Genomic DNA, 15,417 nt, shown 5'->3' with positions numbered 1-15,417 from the left:
TCTCAGAGCCCTTCGAACTCAAGCTTGATGTCCGCCTGTTCGAAGACGATACGCTCCAGCATCTCGCCCAACTGCTCCTCGCTCTTGTCGCACATCCAGCGCTCGCTTTCCTCGTCGTAATCGAAGTGGAAACCACCGGATCGGGCCGCCAGCCACAGTTGGCGCAGAGGTTCCTGGCGGCTGAAGATCACCTGGCTGCCGTTGTCGAACTTGACGGTGAGTACACCGGCCGAGCTTTCCAGGTCGATGTCCAGGTCGCTCTCATCGAAAATATCCTCCAGCGTCTGCTGGGTAGCGTCCACCAGGTCGTGAAAACGGGCTTCGGTCAAACTCATTGCGGGAACCTCGAATAGTGTCTACTCACGCTCAAGCGCCGCAAGATACGGGCGCTCCCCGGCGAATGCAAAGGATACCGAACAGGCGGACAAATGCGACGTCCATTGCGCCGCCAGCCATCCAAAGCCCCTGAACAGGGCCTGGCAAAGGCCCGCTGGACGGGAGTTACGCTGCATAGGCAAGCTGCCGGGTGGCCGGTATACTCGGGCGCAATTTACGCATTCTCAAGGATTTCGCCATGAAGCGCCTGATCTCTTCCCTTGCTGCGCTCGTCGCGGTTGCCTGCCTTGTTACTGCCTGTGGCCAGAAAGGCCCGCTGTATCTGCCTGATGACAGCAAATCCCCTGAAGAGCAGGCCAAGTCGCAATCGAAGTCGCACAAGCACGACACCTACTAAGGGCTCACCATGGACGCTTTCAACTACCGCGACGGTGAGCTGTTCGCGGAAGGCGTAGCCCTGTCCGCCATTGCCGAGCGTTTCGGCACGCCGACCTACGTCTATTCCCGAGCGCATATCGAGGCCCAGTACCTGGCCTATGCCGAGGCACTTGCCGGCATGCCACATCTGGTCTGCTTCGCGGTAAAGGCCAACTCCAACCTGGGCGTGTTGAATGTCCTGGCCCGCCTGGGCGCCGGTTTCGACATCGTCTCCCGGGGCGAACTGGAGCGGGTCCTGGCCGCCGGTGGCCAGGCCGACAAGATCGTCTTTTCCGGTGTCGGCAAGACCCGTGACGACATGCGTCGCGCCCTGGAAGTCGGCGTCCACTGCTTCAACGTCGAATCCGCCGAAGAACTGGAGCGCCTGCAACAGGTCGCCGCCGAGCTGGGAGTTCGCGCGCCGGTCTCGCTGCGGGTCAACCCCGACGTCGACGCCGGCACCCACCCCTACATCTCCACCGGGCTCAAGGAAAACAAGTTCGGCATCGACATTGCCACGGCCGAGGATGTGTACATCCGCGCCGCGCAACTGCCGAACCTGGATATCGTCGGGGTCGACTGCCATATCGGCTCGCAACTGACCACCCTGGAACCCTTCATCGACGCCCTCGACCGCCTGCTGGACCTGGTGGATCGCCTTGGCGAGTGCGGCATCTACCTGCGCCACATCGATCTGGGTGGTGGCCTGGGCGTGCGTTATCGCGACGAAGAGCCGCCGCTGGCCGCCGACTACGTCAAGGCCGTGCGCCAGCGCCTGGATGGCCGCGACCTGGCCCTGGTGTTCGAACCGGGCCGTTTCATCGTCGCCAACGCCGGCGTGCTGCTGACCCGGGTCGAGTACCTCAAGCACACCGAACACAAGGATTTCGCCATCGTCGACGCGGCCATGAACGACCTGATCCGCCCGGCGCTGTACCAGGCCTGGATGGACGTCAGCGCCGTGCAACCACGCGACGCCGAACCCCGTACCTACGACATCGTCGGCCCGATCTGTGAAACCGGCGACTTCCTCGCCAAGGAACGCTCCCTGGCCCTGGCCGAGGGCGACCTGCTGGCGGTGCATTCCGCTGGCGCCTATGGTTTCGTCATGAGCTCGAACTACAACACCCGCGGCCGTGCCGCTGAAGTGCTGGTCGATGGCGGCCAGGCTGTTGAAGTGCGTCGCCGCGAGACGGTAGCCGAGTTATTCGCTGGCGAAAGCCTGCTGCCGGAGTAAGACCATGCTGCTGCGTTTTACCAAGATGCACGGCCTGGGCAATGACTTCATGGTTCTCGACCTGGTCAGCCAGCACGCGCATATTTTGCCCAAGCACGCCAAGCAATGGGGTGATCGCAACACCGGGATCGGCTTCGATCAGTTGCTGATCGTCGAGGCCCCGAGCAACCCGGACGTGGATTTCCGCTATCGGATCTTCAACTCCGATGGTTCCGAAGTGGAACAGTGCGGCAACGGTGCCCGTTGCTTCGCCCGCTTCGTGCTGGACAAGCGCCTGACCACCAAGCGCCAGATCCGCGTCGAGACCAAGAGCGGCGTGATCGAACTGGACGTGCGCAACGACGGTCAGATCAGCGTCAACATGGGGGCGCCACGCCTGGTGCCGGCGGATATCCCGTTCCAGGCACCGGCCCAGGCCAACAGCTACACGCTGGACGTCGATGGCGTCCAGGTCGAGCTGGCCGCCGTGTCCATGGGCAACCCCCACGCCGTGCTGCGGGTGGATGACATCAACAGCGCGCCGGTGCACGAGCTGGGGCCGAAGATCGAGCATCACCCGCGCTTCCCGGCGCGGGTCAATGTCGGTTTTCTCCAGGTGCTGGACCGTCAGCGCGCGCAATTGCGGGTCTGGGAACGCGGTGCCGGGGAAACCCAGGCCTGCGGCACCGGTGCCTGCGCAGCTGCAGTGGCCGCGATCAGCCAGGGGTGGATGGATTCGCCACTATTGATCGACCTGCCAGGCGGGCGCCTGTCCATCGAATGGGCAGGTCCAGGCCAACCGGTGATGATGACCGGCCCGGCAGTACGCGTATACGAAGGACAGGTGCGTCTTTAAGTGAGCGAAACCCATGACTGATCAGCCCCAGGCTCCCGCCGCAAAGCCCGACCCAGTGCCTTCTGCCGACCTGGACGCAGCCGCCGTCGCTGCGTACCTGGAGGCCCATCCGGACTTCTTCGTCGACCACGACGAGCTGCTCCCGGCCTTGCGCATTCCCCACCAGCGCGGCGATACCGTGTCGCTGGTGGAGCGACAGATGAAGATCCTGCGCGAGCGCAACATCGAGATGCGCCACCGCCTGTCGCAACTGATGGACGTGGCCCGGGACAACGACCGCCTGTTCGACAAGACTCGCCGCCTGATTCTGGCGCTGATGGACGCCAGCAGCCTGGAAGAAGTGGTCATGAGTGTCGAGGACAGCCTGCGTCAGGACTTCCAGGTACCCTTCGTCAGCCTGATCCTGTTCAGCGACAACGCCATGCCGGTGGGTCGCTGGGTCTCGGCCGCCGAAGCCCAGGGCGCCATCGGCGGCCTGCTTTCGGAAGGCAAGAGTGTCAGCGGCAGCCTGCGCGAACATGAACTGGACTTCCTCTTCGGCGAAGAACAGCGCAAGCAGATCGGCTCCACCGCGGTGGTCGCTCTGGCGCATCAGGGCCTGCATGGAGTCCTGGCCATCGCCAGCCGTGACCCGCAGCACTACAAGAGCTCGGTCGGCACCCTGTTCCTCAACTACATCGCCGAAGTCACCGGCCGGGTCCTGCCGCGCTTCACCCACTCGCTGCGCTCGGTACGCTGACCATGCAGCAGCAACTGGATGCCTACTGCGCACACCTGCGCAGTGAGCGCCAGGTGTCGCCCCACACCCTGCAGGCCTATCGACGCGATCTCGACAAGGTGCTGGGGTTTTGCGAGAAACAGCAGGTTCGCAGCTGGACCGACCTGGATGTCCAGGGCCTGCGCAGCATGATTGCCCGTCTGCACCAGCAGGGTCAGTCGTCCAGCAGCCTGGCCCGCCTGCTGTCCGCGGTGCGCGGGCTCTATCACTACCTGAACCGCGAAGGGCTGTGCGATCACGACCCGGCCAACGGCCTGGCGCCGCCCAAGGGCGAGCGCCGCCTGCCCAAGACCCTGGACACCGATCGCGCCCTGCAGCTGCTCGATGGCGCAGTGGAGGATGACTTCCTGGCCCATCGCGATCAGGCGATCCTGGAGCTGTTCTACTCCTGCGGGCTGCGTCTTTCCGAACTGACCAGCTTGAACCTCGAGCAACTGGATCTGGCGGACGGACTGGTGCAGGTCCTGGGCAAGGGCAGCAAGACCCGCGTGCTGCCCGTGGGCAAAAAAGCCCGGGAGGCCCTGGCACTGTGGCTACCGCTGCGCGCCCTGAGCAACCCGCCGGACGGCGCCCTGTTCGTCAGTCAAAAGGGCCGGCGCCTGGGGCCGCGCGCCATCCAACTGCGGGTCAAGGCCGCCGGAGAGCGCGAGCTGGGGCAGAACCTGCATCCGCACATGCTGCGTCATTCCTTTGCCAGCCACCTGCTGGAGTCTTCCCAGGACCTGCGTGCCGTGCAGGAGTTGCTCGGGCACTCGGATATCAAGACCACACAGATCTACACCCACCTGGACTTCCAGCACCTGGCAGCGGTCTACGACAGCGCCCACCCTCGGGCCAAACGCAACAAAGGCGGTGAGTAATGACCATTAAACTGATCACCTTCGACCTTGATGACACCCTCTGGGACACCGCCCCGGTGATCGTCAGCGCCGAGGCCACCCTGCGTCAGTGGCTGACCGAGCATGCACCGAATCTCGGCGGCGTGCCGGTGGAGCATCTGTGGAGCATTCGCGAACGCGTGCTGCTCGAACAACCGCACCTCAAGTACCGAATCAGCGCCCTGCGCCGCCAGGTACTGTTCCATGCCCTGGAAGAGGCCGGGTACGAGCACAGTCAAGCCAGCCAGCTGGCCGATCAGAGCTTCGAAGTATTCCTGCACGCGCGGCATCAACTGGAGATCTTTCCCGAGGTGCTGCCGACCCTGGAAGCCCTGGCCAATCACTTCGCCCTGGGGGTGGTCACCAACGGCAATGCCGACGTGCGCCGCCTGGGCCTGGCGGACTACTTCAAGTTCGCCCTGTGCGCCGAAGACATCGGGGTCGCCAAACCGGATGCCCGACTGTTCCATGAAGCCCTGCAGCGCGGTGGCGCAACGGCCGATACCGCCGTGCATATCGGCGATCACCCGGGCGACGACATTGCCGGCGCCCAGCAGGCGGGCCTGCGCGCGATCTGGTTCAATCCCAGCGGCAAGACCTGGGAAGCCGAGCGCGCACCAGATGCCGAGATCCGCAGCCTGATTGAACTGCCACGACTGCTGGCCAGCTGGAAATAGGCGGCTGGCCGCCGCAGCCTCAAGCCTCGAACTTATAGCTTGCAGCTCGTAACTTGCCGCTGCCTGTCTTTCTTCCATGAAAAAGCCCGCAGCGACGGCGGGCTTTTTCAGCAAGCAAGTAGCAAGGCTCAGATAGGCCGGCTGCCGTACTTGTTATCAGGCTTCTTGGGCGGATCGGCGACCACATTGGCCTCGACTTCCTGCACTTTGCCGCCACGGGCCAGGAACTCTTCCATGGCACGCGCCAGTGCATCACGCTCCTTGTTCTTGGCTTCGACACTCGGCAGCTCGTCTACCGAAACGGCAGCCTTGGCCTTGCCTTTGGCGGTCGGAGCAGGAACATCACTGCCATCGTCTTCCACCACATCGTCGGCGGCCGCTTCAAGACCTTCTTCGGTATCGTCTTCGTCACCTACTTCGAGGTCGTCGTTTTCCAGATCATCGTCGCTCATGTTCTACCTCATGACTTGCGAAAAGCAGATTAGTTATAGCCCAGCTGCGCCGACTGTCGAAGGCCGCCGGAAAAAAATCAACGTCCACTGATACTCAGCGGCTTATGCCCTATCACCCTGCAGGGTGGCAAGGACTTTGCGAGCACCGCCATGATCGCGATGCTCGCCCAGATAAACACCTTGCCAGGTGCCTAGCGCCAAGCGTCCCGCCGCTACCGGCAAAGTCAGCTGACAGCCTAGCAAACTGGCCTTGAAGTGCGCCGGAAGGTCGTCTTCGCCTTCGTCGTTATGTTCGTACCCGGCCATGCCTTGAGGCACCAGGGTGTTGAAGAAACGTTCGAAGTCACGCCGGACCGCCGGATCGGCGTTCTCGTTGATGGTCAACGAGGCCGAGGTATGTTGCAGCCATAAATGCAGCAGACCAACCCGACACGCCCTCAACTCGGGCAGGCCGGCGAGCAACTCGTCCGTCACCAGGTGAAAGCCCCGGGGCCTGGCCCGCAAGGTAATCAGGGTCTGCTGCCACATACCGATCTCCACGCTTCGGCGCGCATTCTAGCGCGCTCAGTGAAAAAACAAAGCGCCGAATAATCCTGCTTTAGTGTAAGCATTTGTCCTGCTGGAAATCGCCACGGCAAACACGCCAATGCTTGTCAGAAAATCCTTTCAGCCATTTTTCAATGACAAACGTCAGGCAAAAAAATGCCCGGCCGGAGCCGGGCTTTTTTCCCCACGCGATTACAGGTTGTAACCACGCTCGTTGTGTTGCGCCAGGTCGAGGCCGACCGCTTCTTCTTCCTCGGTGACACGCAGCCCTATGACCGCATCCAGGACCTTGAGGATGATGAAGGTGACGATCGCGGTGTAGATCACGGTGAAGCCGACGCCCTTGGCCTGGATCCAGACCTGTGCCGCGATATCGGTGACGGTGCCGAAGCCGCCCAGGGACGGTGCAGCGAACACGCCGGTGAGGATCGCCCCGAGAATACCGCCGATGCCGTGAACGCCGAAGGCATCCAGGGAGTCGTCATAACCCAGCTTGCGCTTGAGGCTGGTGGCGCAGAAGAAGCACACCACACCTGCCGCCAGGCCAATGATCAGGGCACCCATCGGGCCCACGGTACCGGCGGCCGGGGTGATGGCGACCAGGCCGGCCACCACGCCCGAAGCGATGCCCAGCGCGCTTGGCTTGCCGTGGGTCATCCACTCGGCAAACATCCAGCCCAGGGCGGCGGCAGCCGTTGCGATCTGCGTGACCAACATGGCCATGCCGGCGGTGCCGTTGGCGGCAGCCGCGGAACCGGCGTTGAAACCGAACCAGCCGACCCACAGCATGGCCGCGCCCATCAGGGTGTAGCCCAGGTTATGCGGCGCCATGGGCGTGGTCGGGAAGCCTTTGCGCTTGCCCAGCACCAGGCAGGCCACCAGCCCGGCGATACCGGCGTTGATGTGGACCACGGTGCCGCCGGCGAAGTCCAGCACGCCCCAGTCGCCCAGCAGAGAACCCGGACCGCTCCAGACCATGTGGGCAATTGGCGCGTACACCAGGGTGAACCAGACGCCCATGAAGATCAGCATCGCGGAGAACTTCATCCGCTCGGCAAAGGCACCGACGATCAGTGCCGGAGTGATGATGGCGAAGGTCATCTGGAAGGTGACGAACACCGCCTCGGGGAACAACGCCGCCGGGCCGGTCAGGCTGGCCGGGGTGACCCCCGCCAGGAAGGCCTTGGACAAGCCGCCCACGAAGGAATTGAGATTGACGACGCCAGCTTCCATCCCGGTGGTATCGAACGCCATGCTGTAGCCATAGATGAACCACAGGACAGTGACCAGACCGGTGATGGCGAAGCACTGCATCATCACGGAAAGAATGTTTTTCGAACGCACCATGCCGCCGTAGAACAGCGCCAGCCCGGGGATGGTCATGAACAGCACCAGGGCCGTGGAGGTCAGCATCCACGCGGTGTCGCCGGAGTTGAGCACTGGAGGGGGCACCGGATCTGCCGCCAAGGCCAGGCCAGGCATTACGAGGGACAACAGGGCTCCTAGCCCTGCGAATTTACGCAGAGTCATATTGTTTTCTCCTGGGGCGTTGGGTTTGGCGGCTTAGATGGCGTCGGTATCGGTTTCGCCGGTACGGATGCGAATAGCCTGTTCCAGATTGACCACGAAGATCTTGCCGTCACCGATCTTGCCGGTGTTGGCGGCCTTGGTTATCGCCTCGATAACCCGGTCAAGATCCTTGTCGTCAATGGCGACATCGATCTTCACCTTGGGCAGAAAATCCACCACGTACTCCGCACCGCGATACAGCTCGGTGTGACCTTTCTGCCGGCCGAAGCCTTTGACCTCAGTAACGGTAATGCCCTGCACGCCGATTTCGGACAGCGACTCGCGCACGTCGTCCAACTTGAACGGCTTGATGATGGCAGTGACTAGCTTCATGAAACTCTCTCCCGAATTGGTGGACTTGCCCCAGGAAAACAAACCCGACTCAAGTCTAAGCGCAGTGCCTGGCTTTGTAACGCATCGTCGGCCTTACTCAGCCAGACCGACGCCAGCTAACCGCTCCTGACGAAACACCCCCCGCGCAGGCTGCCGCACTGCATTCGTCACAGCGACTGCATCAGTGCATGGGTCACCAGGGTCTAAGCAGAAAGCTTGCCAGCTCGGGAAAATTCAGTGATTTCAGTCCTTTGCCTGGCGCTGGCGGCGAATACCGGAAAACCGGGCCCGGCATACGCACAAAAACAGTGCGTCGGCGCCCGGCCGGATGCGCGAAAAACGTGCAACCCAGGCTCGCCTGGAGCGCTGTTGCTGCGTGATACACTGCGGGCCGACTGCAATTCAGGACTCTCCCATGCTCGCGCCCAAAGACCTTCTCGATGCCCTGAGCGGCCACGCCTCGCGTTTGCTCAGCGGTGATACGCCCCTGCCCCGCAACGAAATCGAAAGCCAATTCAAGGCCCTGCTGCAAAGCGGCTTCAGCAAGCTCGACCTGGTCAGCCGGGAAGAATTCGACAGCCAGATGGTGGTCCTGGCCCGCACCCGCGCACGCCTGGAAAGCCTCGAAGCCAAAGTGGCGGAGCTGGAAGCGCGGCTGAATCCGGCACAAGACTGAGCTGAACCGCCGGTTCGCCGGCAAGTCGGCTCCTGCAGCCCCGTGCCGTAGGCGCCGACTGGCCAACCAAGGCCGCAACGCCGGCGACATATCCTGTGCCCATTCTGGCAGCTCTGCCGCCACCCCCCTCAACTATCCTTGCAGCAGCCCCGCAGGAAGCGGTTCCGCTGTCTCAAGGAAGAACTCCCCATGTCCCTGGCGATCATTCACAGCCGTGCCCAGGTCGGCGTGCAGGCACCGGCGGTCAGCGTTGAAGTGCACCTGGCCAATGGCTTGCCAAGCCTGACCCTGGTGGGCCTGCCGGAAGCTGCAGTCAAGGAAAGCAAGGACCGGGTGCGCAGCGCCATTCTCAACGCCGGGTTCGATTTCCCCGCGCGCCGCATCACCCTCAACCTGGCTCCGGCGGACCTGCCCAAGGATGGCGGGCGCTTCGACCTGGCCATCGCCCTGGGCATCCTCGCCGCCAGCGTGCAAGTACCGGCGCAGGCCCTGGACAACATCGAATGCCTGGGGGAACTGGCGCTGTCCGGAGCAGTAAGGGCGGTGCGCGGCGTACTCCCTGCCGCACTGGCGGCGCGCGACGCCGGACGCACCCTGCTGGTGCCCCGCGCCAATGCCGAAGAAGCCTGCCTGGCCAGTGGCCTGGAGGTGATCGCGGTCGAGCATCTGCTGCAAGCCGTGGCCCATCTCAACGGCCAGGCACCGATAGCGCCTTACATCAGCGACGGCCTGACACAGAGCCACTCCCCCTACCCCGATCTTCGCGAAGTACAGGGCCAGCTCGCCGCCAAGCGCGCCTTGCTGATCGCCGCGGCCGGTGCCCACAACCTGCTGTTCAGCGGCCCGCCAGGCACCGGCAAGACCCTGCTGGCCAGCCGCCTGCCCGGCCTGTTGCCCCCCTTGCAGGAGGACGAGGCCCTGGAAGTGGCGGCGATTCAATCGGTGACCAGCCACACGCCCCTGCGCCACTGGCCCCAGCGGCCGTTTCGTCAGCCTCATCATTCGGCTTCGGGGGCGGCGCTGGTCGGAGGCGGCTCCAAACCCCAACCCGGGGAAATCACCCTGGCCCATCACGGCGTGCTGTTTCTCGATGAGCTACCGGAGTTCGATCGCAAGGTATTGGAGGTCCTGCGCGAGCCCATGGAGTCCGGGCAGATCATCATCTCCCGGGCCCGCGACCGGGTGCAGTTCCCGGCACGCTTCCAACTGGTCGCGGCGATGAACCCCTGCCCCTGCGGATACCTTGGCGAACCCAGCGGACGCTGCCGCTGCACGCCGGAACAGATCCAGCGCTATCGCAACAAGTTGTCCGGCCCGCTGCTCGATCGCATCGACCTGCACCTGACCGTGGCCCGCGAGGTCACCGCCCTCAACCCCAGGCCACAACCGGGCAACGACAGCGCCGAAGCCGCCGCCAGAGTCGCCCGGGCACGCCAGCTGCAAGGCCAGCGCCAGGGCTGTGCCAACGCCTTTCTCGACCTGCCCGGCCTGCGGCGCCATTGCCAGTTATCCACAGCCGACGAGCACTGGCTGGAAGCGGCCTGCGAACGCTTGAACCTGTCGTTGCGCGCCGCTCACCGCCTGCTCAAGGTGGCCAGGACCCTGGCCGACCTGGAGCAGGCGGCAAGCATCAGTCGCGACCATCTGGCAGAGGCGCTGCACTATCGTCCCGGCGCCGATTGAAGGTTCACTCCTTGGACAGATCCACCAGCGGCGTTGGCCGCACTTCGGTCTGACGCCCTTGCTGGATCTGACTGACACGATTCAAGGCGTTGTCCACCGCAACCTTGTCCGCCAACAGGCTGTAGCGGATCTGAAACTCCCGCTGCTCCTTGGGACCAATCGTCGGCACCAGATTCAATGGACGCTGATAACGGCGGTTGTAGGAAAAACTGGTGCCCGGCTCCAACCCGGTCACATAGCCCTGGCCCTGGGTGTCGGTGTTTTTCCACAGCGAGAACACCGGCAACTGTCGGGTATTGAAGCCCAGGGACACCCCGAGGCTGCCCGCCTTGTTGTGCAGCACCGCCAGGGTCTCACCCTGGGCATCGGCATAAGGCACCACGTTGTACACGGTTTCGTCATAGTCGCGGGTCGGGCCGCGGTAGGTCTGCCAATCGCCCAGATCGGCCTTGGCCTTGTCGTTGAACGGCGACACCTGTTTGACCGGCGCGGCAAATTTTGCCCCCTGTTCAAGGAACGGGGTGCTGAAGTTGCTGTGGTACAGCGCCTGATATTCCTTCGCATAATCGCCGTTGTTGGTCAGGCGATCGTTGAGGGTGAAGCTGGTGCTGCCGGGCTCGGTGACCAGCTCGGTGGCCACGCTGAAGTCGACCTTCTTGAACGCCTGCTCCTTGAGTTCGCCTCGCAGATGAATCGCATAGGGCGGCTGTTCGTCGATGTGCAGGGTGACTTTGCTGGCCGGAATGTTCGCGGCGCGGCCATGCAGGGTCAGCAATTCGCCGTTATCCATGCCCGGGTGCCCGACCCACTCGTAACCGCAGCGCGTCACCAGCTCGTTGAAGCCTTCCAGCCAGCCCAGGCCACCGCGGCCATTGAGTTCGATGAAGGCCGGATTGACCACTTCCTTGACCGGTGAATCCCACCCCAGGCGCACGTCGCCCACCGAGGCCTGCAGCACATTCATGCCTCGGGTCGGCACCAGCGAAAGCTTCATCTGGCCGTTGTCGATATCGACGATGCTGACCCCTTCCTGGCGGCCGCCATGCAAGGTGCGCAAGGTCACGGAGAAGGGTTGCGCGGTCTTCAGACCCAACTGCTCGCTGGTGATATGCAGGTTTTCAGCGGCCTTGTCGGTGTCGAGCAGCACATAGTCCCAGGCCATGGCGTGGGAGGCGGCGGTCAGCGCGCCGAGGGTGACCAGCAGTTTGAGGGATGTCATGGAAGGGCTGCCTTTATTGGAGTTGTGCGGTTTTTATAGCGCTGAAGAATCGTTTCAGCAAGCTACAAATTCGCGATTGACCGCACAACTCCGCCACTGCCCGGCTTTGCCTTTCAGGCCTTGAATCCCAGCAGCAGGCCCGCCACTTCCATGACTTCCTGCAACGCAGCCCGGGCCGACTCGGGAGAAGCCCGCAGCAGCAGGTCATCGGTGTAGCCCATGGTCTGCGCAAGCAACTGCCGGGCCGCGCGCTGGGGGTTGGCGCAGTGAAACACCCCCGTCTCGACTCCATCGACAATGATGCCGGCCAGCATTGCCTGCCACTGGCCATTGATCCTCAGGTAAGTCTCGGCCAGCTCGGCGTCGTGCATGGCTTCGTCCCAGGCATCGAGCCACAAGGCCCAGCCGTCTTCGGCACAATCGGGCAGACAGTCACGGATGAATCCTTGCAAAGCGTCCATCGGCGCCGCACCGCGCAAGGGCCCGCCCACCGCTTCCAATTGTTGATTGGCGAAATGGACGAAGGCTTCGCGGCGCAGCTCTTTGAAATCACTGAAGTAGTGATAAACGTGGCTGCGGGACAGGCCGGCATGCTCGGCCAGGTCCCGGGTGGAAACCTCGGCGAAACCCTTGCTGCGGAATAATTCCAGGGCGGCCTGGATGATCTGGTCTTTGCGGTCGTTACGCGACATGGGCAATCGGGCCTCTTGGCGCCAGGATGGACGGCGCTTGCATTTTGAGCGATCGCTCAAAGATAATTGAGCAGTCGCTCAATATTAACCCCAATCATTCTTGTGGTGCACTCATGCCCGCCGCTACCCCACTCATTGCCGTGGATCCAAAGCAGAAAATCGGCCAACAGTCCGCCGGCCAGACTCTCAAGGCCATAGCCAGGGCCTATCCGGGCAAGCTGTTCGGCACCCTGTCCCTGGTGGCCCTGGAGAACGCCCTGTTGCTGGCCTATCCGCTGTTTGCCGGCTTTGCCGTGGACTCGATCCTGAGCGGCGACGCCGCCCATGCGCTGATCTACGCCCTGGTGGTGCTGGGCTTCTGGGTGGTGGGCGCGGCGCGGCGGGCGGTGGACACCCGCACGTTCACCCGCATCTACGCCGACCTCGCGGTGCCGGTGATCCTCAACCAGCGCCTGCAACAACAGGACACGTCCACCGCCGCGGCGCGGGTGGTGCTGGCCCGGGAGTTCGTCGACTTCTTCGAAAAGCACGTTCCGACCATCGCCACGGCCCTGGTGTCGATCGTCGGCGCAGCGGTGATGCTGCTGGTGATCGAACCCTGGATCGGCCTCTCCTGCCTCACGGCGCTGTTGCTGTGCGTGACCCTGCTGCCGCGTTTTGCCCGCCGCAACCAGCAACTGCACGAACGCCTGAACAACCGGCTGGAAAAGGAAATCGGCCTGGTGGCCAAGGTCGGTGCCGTCTCGCTACAGCGCCACTATCGCCTGCTGTCGCGGCTGCGCATCGGCCTCTCGGACCGGGAAGCGACGGCCTATCTGTTCCTTGGTGCGGTCGCCGCGCTGCTGTTCGTCATCGCCATCAGCCAGCTGGCGCTGGCACCCGAGGTCAAGGCCGGCCACGTGTATGCGGTGATGACTTACCTGTGGACCTTCGTCAGCAGCGTCGATGAGGCGCCCACCATGGTCGACCAGCTGGCGCGCCTGCGGGATATCGGCAAGCGCGTGGATCCGGGCCTGGCTGAGTCAGCCGAGCCCCGCTGAGCCCCGGCACAGCCGGCTGGGCCAGATCAGCGGAAGCGGTCGACCTCCTGGCGCAGGTCGGCGGCCAGGGTTTCCAGCTCACGGGCGGTGAGCGCCAGGTTGGACACCACTTCACGCTGCTCGCTGTTGGCCTGGGCAATGCTCTGCAGGTTGCTGCTGAGCACCGTGGCGGTGCTGCTCTGTTCCTGAGTCGCGGTGGTGATGGCGGCGAACTGTTCACCGGCGCTGCGGCTCTGCTCGTCGATCAGGGCCAGGGCCGAGGCGACATTGGCGTTGCGCGACAAGCCTTCCTGCATCAGGCGGTTGCCCTGTTCCATGGTTTCGATGGCGTTGCCGGTTTCCTGCTGGATGCTGTTGATCATCTGCGAGATTTCATCAGTGGCCTCGCGGGTGCGCGACGCCAGGTTGCGCACCTCATCGGCGACCACAGCAAACCCGCGCCCCTGCTCGCCGGCACGCGCGGCCTCGATGGCGGCGTTGAGGGCCAGCAGGTTGGTCTGATCGGCAATGGCGGTGATCACCCCGACAATCCCGCCAATCTCCTGGGAACGCTGGCCCAGGGTATTGATCACCGTGGCCGTGCTGTTGAGGGCCCCGGCAATCTGCTCCAGGGACGCCGAAGCCTGCTGCATGGATTCGAGGCCGATATGGGTCTGCTCGGCGTTTTCCTGAGCCAGACGCTGGGTGCTGCCCATGTTGTCGGCGATGTTCAGCGAAGTGGCGCTGAACTGCTCCACCGCACCGGCCATGCTGGTGATCTCGCCGGACTGCTGCTCCATGCCTTCATAGGCGCCGCTGGACAGACCGGACAAGGCCTGGGCCCGGCCATTGACCTCGGCAGCGGAACGGCGAATGTGCTCGACCATGGTCGACAGGGCTTCGCCCATCTGGTTGAAGCTGCGGGCCAGCTGGCCGATTTCGTCATGGCTGGAGACATTCAGCCGCGCGCTCAGGTCGCCGCCCCCCAGGGCCTGGGCCTGGCGCACCAGATCGCTCAGGGGCGCCAGCTTGCTGCGCAGCAGCCAGACCGTGGCCCCCACCGCCAGCAGCATCGCCAGCAGGCTGCCGATCACCAGGCGAATCCCCACGCTCCAGGTCACCGCACGGATCTCGGCCTTGGGCATGCTGGCCACCACCGACCAGGGACCACCGGCAAACGGCACCGCCAGGCTGTAGAAGTCCTCGCCCTGATCGCTCCAGAAGCGGCCCTTGCCCGGTTCCTTCGCCGCAGTGGCCATGACCTGCGCGGCCTGGTCCAGCCCCTGCACACCGGCCGGCGGCACCAGCCACTTGTCCTGCTCGTCGAGCAGGGCCAGGGAACCGCTCTGGCCGATGCGAAAACGCTTGAGATTGTCGAACTGGGCATTCTGCGCATCGGTGTAATCGAAACCGACAAACAGCACCGCGATGACCTTGCCGCCGCGATCCATCACCGGGGTGTACTGGGTCATGTAGAAGCGTTCAAAGAGCAGGGCGCGACCGACATAGCCCTGGCCCGCCATGAGTTTCTGATAGGCCGGGTGGGCATGATCGAGCAAGGTGCCGATGGCCCGGCTGCCGTCCTGCTTGCTCAGGGAGGTACTGACCCGGATGAAGTCATCGCCGCTGCGCACGAACAGGGTCGCCACCCCGGCAGTCATCTGCTTGAACTCGTCCACTTCCTCGAAGTTGTTGTTGAGCACCACGTCCCCCAGGTGCAGGCCCGGGGTCTGGACCCCGGCCACACTCACCGGTTGCTCGGGGTGCAGGCTCAGGCCGCCGCTGAAGCGGTTTTCGAACAGGCCGCTCAGGCGCTGGGTGCTCTCGCGCAGGCTGCCGTGGAAGGTGTTGAGCTGGTCTGCCAACAGCCGCGCCTCGCTGGCCAGGTGCTCTTCCCGGGTATCGAGGTTCGCCGAATCCAGTGAGCGCAGGGCAAACAGGGTGCTGCCACTGATGACCAGGGCAAGAATCAGGGCAAGGGCAAGCCCAAGCTGGGAGGCTATGCGGGCACGGGGTTGGGACATGATGGCTCCTTGCCGAGAAGGCGGATCATCCTGATCGGTCAGCACG

17 protein-coding genes are annotated in these 15,417 nt (G+C 63.7%); 9 read left to right on the top strand and 8 right to left on the bottom strand.

Features of this window, described 5'->3' with window-relative positions:
* Positions 1-2 precede the first annotated feature (2 nt).
* Positions 3-335: an iron donor protein CyaY gene (gene cyaY / locus L1O02_RS01000; RefSeq protein ID WP_060841683.1), complete on the bottom strand. Its 333-nt coding sequence runs from the start codon at positions 333-335 to the stop codon at positions 3-5.
* Between the two features lie 239 nt (positions 336-574).
* Here cyaY and L1O02_RS00995 point away from each other — a divergent pair, with 239 nt between their 5' ends.
* Genes L1O02_RS00995 through L1O02_RS00970 form a run of 6 tightly spaced genes read left to right on the top strand, consistent with a single transcriptional unit; the run spans position 575 to position 5,158 of the window.
* On the top strand, positions 575-733 hold the full coding sequence (locus L1O02_RS00995) for a lipoprotein (RefSeq protein ID WP_082729310.1): 159 nt from the start codon (positions 575-577) through the stop codon (positions 731-733).
* Positions 734-742: 9 nt separating this feature from the next.
* Positions 743-1,990 carry a diaminopimelate decarboxylase gene (gene lysA, locus L1O02_RS00990; RefSeq protein WP_108545018.1) on the top strand — a complete coding sequence of 416 codons (1,248 nt, stop codon included), beginning with the start codon at positions 743-745 and terminating at the stop codon, positions 1,988-1,990.
* A gap of 4 nt (positions 1,991-1,994) precedes the next feature.
* A complete protein-coding gene (dapF, locus tag L1O02_RS00985) occupies positions 1,995-2,825 on the top strand; it encodes a diaminopimelate epimerase (RefSeq protein ID WP_047306595.1) in 831 nt (276 codons plus the stop codon).
* Positions 2,826-2,838: 13 nt separating this feature from the next.
* A complete protein-coding gene (locus tag L1O02_RS00980) occupies positions 2,839-3,564 on the top strand; it encodes a DUF484 family protein (RefSeq protein WP_060844951.1) in 726 nt (241 codons plus the stop codon).
* A gap of 2 nt (positions 3,565-3,566) precedes the next feature.
* Complete coding sequence (gene xerC, locus L1O02_RS00975) at positions 3,567-4,463, top strand: tyrosine recombinase XerC (protein WP_235759430.1); 897 nt, start codon at positions 3,567-3,569, stop codon at positions 4,461-4,463.
* The gene (locus L1O02_RS00970; RefSeq protein WP_060841687.1) at positions 4,463-5,158 is read left to right on the top strand and encodes an HAD family hydrolase; all 696 of its coding nucleotides are present in this window, start codon (positions 4,463-4,465) and stop codon (positions 5,156-5,158) included. The genes xerC and L1O02_RS00970 overlap by 1 nt, the downstream gene beginning before the upstream one ends.
* 128 nt (positions 5,159-5,286) lie before the next feature.
* Here the strand turns inward: L1O02_RS00970 and sutA are convergent, their stop codons facing one another.
* The 4 genes from sutA to glnK all read right to left on the bottom strand — a co-directional run bounded on the left by sutA (position 5,287) and on the right by glnK (position 8,058).
* Positions 5,287-5,610: a transcriptional regulator SutA gene (sutA, locus tag L1O02_RS00965; RefSeq protein ID WP_016965454.1), complete on the bottom strand. Its 324-nt coding sequence runs from the start codon at positions 5,608-5,610 to the stop codon at positions 5,287-5,289.
* 102 nt (positions 5,611-5,712) lie between these two features.
* Positions 5,713-6,138 carry a secondary thiamine-phosphate synthase enzyme YjbQ gene (locus L1O02_RS00960; protein ID WP_060841688.1) on the bottom strand — a complete coding sequence of 142 codons (426 nt, stop codon included), beginning with the start codon at positions 6,136-6,138 and terminating at the stop codon, positions 5,713-5,715.
* Between the two features lie 210 nt (positions 6,139-6,348).
* Positions 6,349-7,686 carry an ammonium transporter gene (locus L1O02_RS00955; protein WP_235759428.1) on the bottom strand — a complete coding sequence of 446 codons (1,338 nt, stop codon included), beginning with the start codon at positions 7,684-7,686 and terminating at the stop codon, positions 6,349-6,351.
* A 33-nt stretch (positions 7,687-7,719) separates the two neighbouring features.
* Entirely contained in the window at positions 7,720-8,058 is a 339-nt protein-coding gene (gene glnK / locus L1O02_RS00950) for a P-II family nitrogen regulator (protein ID WP_002555808.1), read from the bottom strand.
* A gap of 415 nt (positions 8,059-8,473) precedes the next feature.
* Here glnK and L1O02_RS00945 point away from each other — a divergent pair, with 415 nt between their 5' ends.
* A complete protein-coding gene (locus tag L1O02_RS00945; protein ID WP_016965457.1) occupies positions 8,474-8,734 on the top strand; it encodes an accessory factor UbiK family protein in 261 nt (86 codons plus the stop codon).
* Positions 8,735-8,923: 189 nt separating this feature from the next.
* A complete protein-coding gene (locus tag L1O02_RS00940) occupies positions 8,924-10,417 on the top strand; it encodes a YifB family Mg chelatase-like AAA ATPase (RefSeq protein WP_060844952.1) in 1,494 nt (497 codons plus the stop codon).
* A 4-nt stretch (positions 10,418-10,421) separates the two neighbouring features.
* On the opposite strand, the gene L1O02_RS00935 is transcribed toward L1O02_RS00940, so the two are convergent.
* Together L1O02_RS00935 and L1O02_RS00930 are read right to left on the bottom strand one after the other, a co-directional pair.
* Positions 10,422-11,636 (bottom strand): aldose 1-epimerase family protein, encoded by a 1,215-nt coding sequence (locus tag L1O02_RS00935; RefSeq protein ID WP_060841692.1) that lies wholly within the window; start codon positions 11,634-11,636, stop codon positions 10,422-10,424.
* 113 nt (positions 11,637-11,749) lie between these two features.
* The gene (locus L1O02_RS00930) at positions 11,750-12,328 is read right to left on the bottom strand and encodes a TetR/AcrR family transcriptional regulator (RefSeq protein ID WP_060844953.1); all 579 of its coding nucleotides are present in this window, start codon (positions 12,326-12,328) and stop codon (positions 11,750-11,752) included.
* Between the two features lie 26 nt (positions 12,329-12,354).
* Here L1O02_RS00930 and L1O02_RS00925 point away from each other — a divergent pair, with 26 nt between their 5' ends.
* Complete coding sequence (locus L1O02_RS00925) at positions 12,355-13,368, top strand: ABC transporter six-transmembrane domain-containing protein (RefSeq protein WP_108545016.1); 1,014 nt, start codon at positions 12,355-12,357, stop codon at positions 13,366-13,368.
* Between the two features lie 26 nt (positions 13,369-13,394).
* On the opposite strand, the gene L1O02_RS00920 is transcribed toward L1O02_RS00925, so the two are convergent.
* Positions 13,395-15,371 carry a methyl-accepting chemotaxis protein gene (locus tag L1O02_RS00920; protein WP_108545015.1) on the bottom strand — a complete coding sequence of 659 codons (1,977 nt, stop codon included), beginning with the start codon at positions 15,369-15,371 and terminating at the stop codon, positions 13,395-13,397.
* Between the last annotated feature and the right edge of the window lie 46 nt (positions 15,372-15,417).

Origin of the sequence: Pseudomonas sp. BC42, from assembly GCF_021560055.1 — a bacterium.
Taxonomy (GTDB): domain Bacteria; phylum Pseudomonadota; class Gammaproteobacteria; order Pseudomonadales; family Pseudomonadaceae; genus Aquipseudomonas.
Note: the sequence above shows the minus strand (reverse complement) of the source record. Positions and strands in the feature narration are given on the sequence as shown.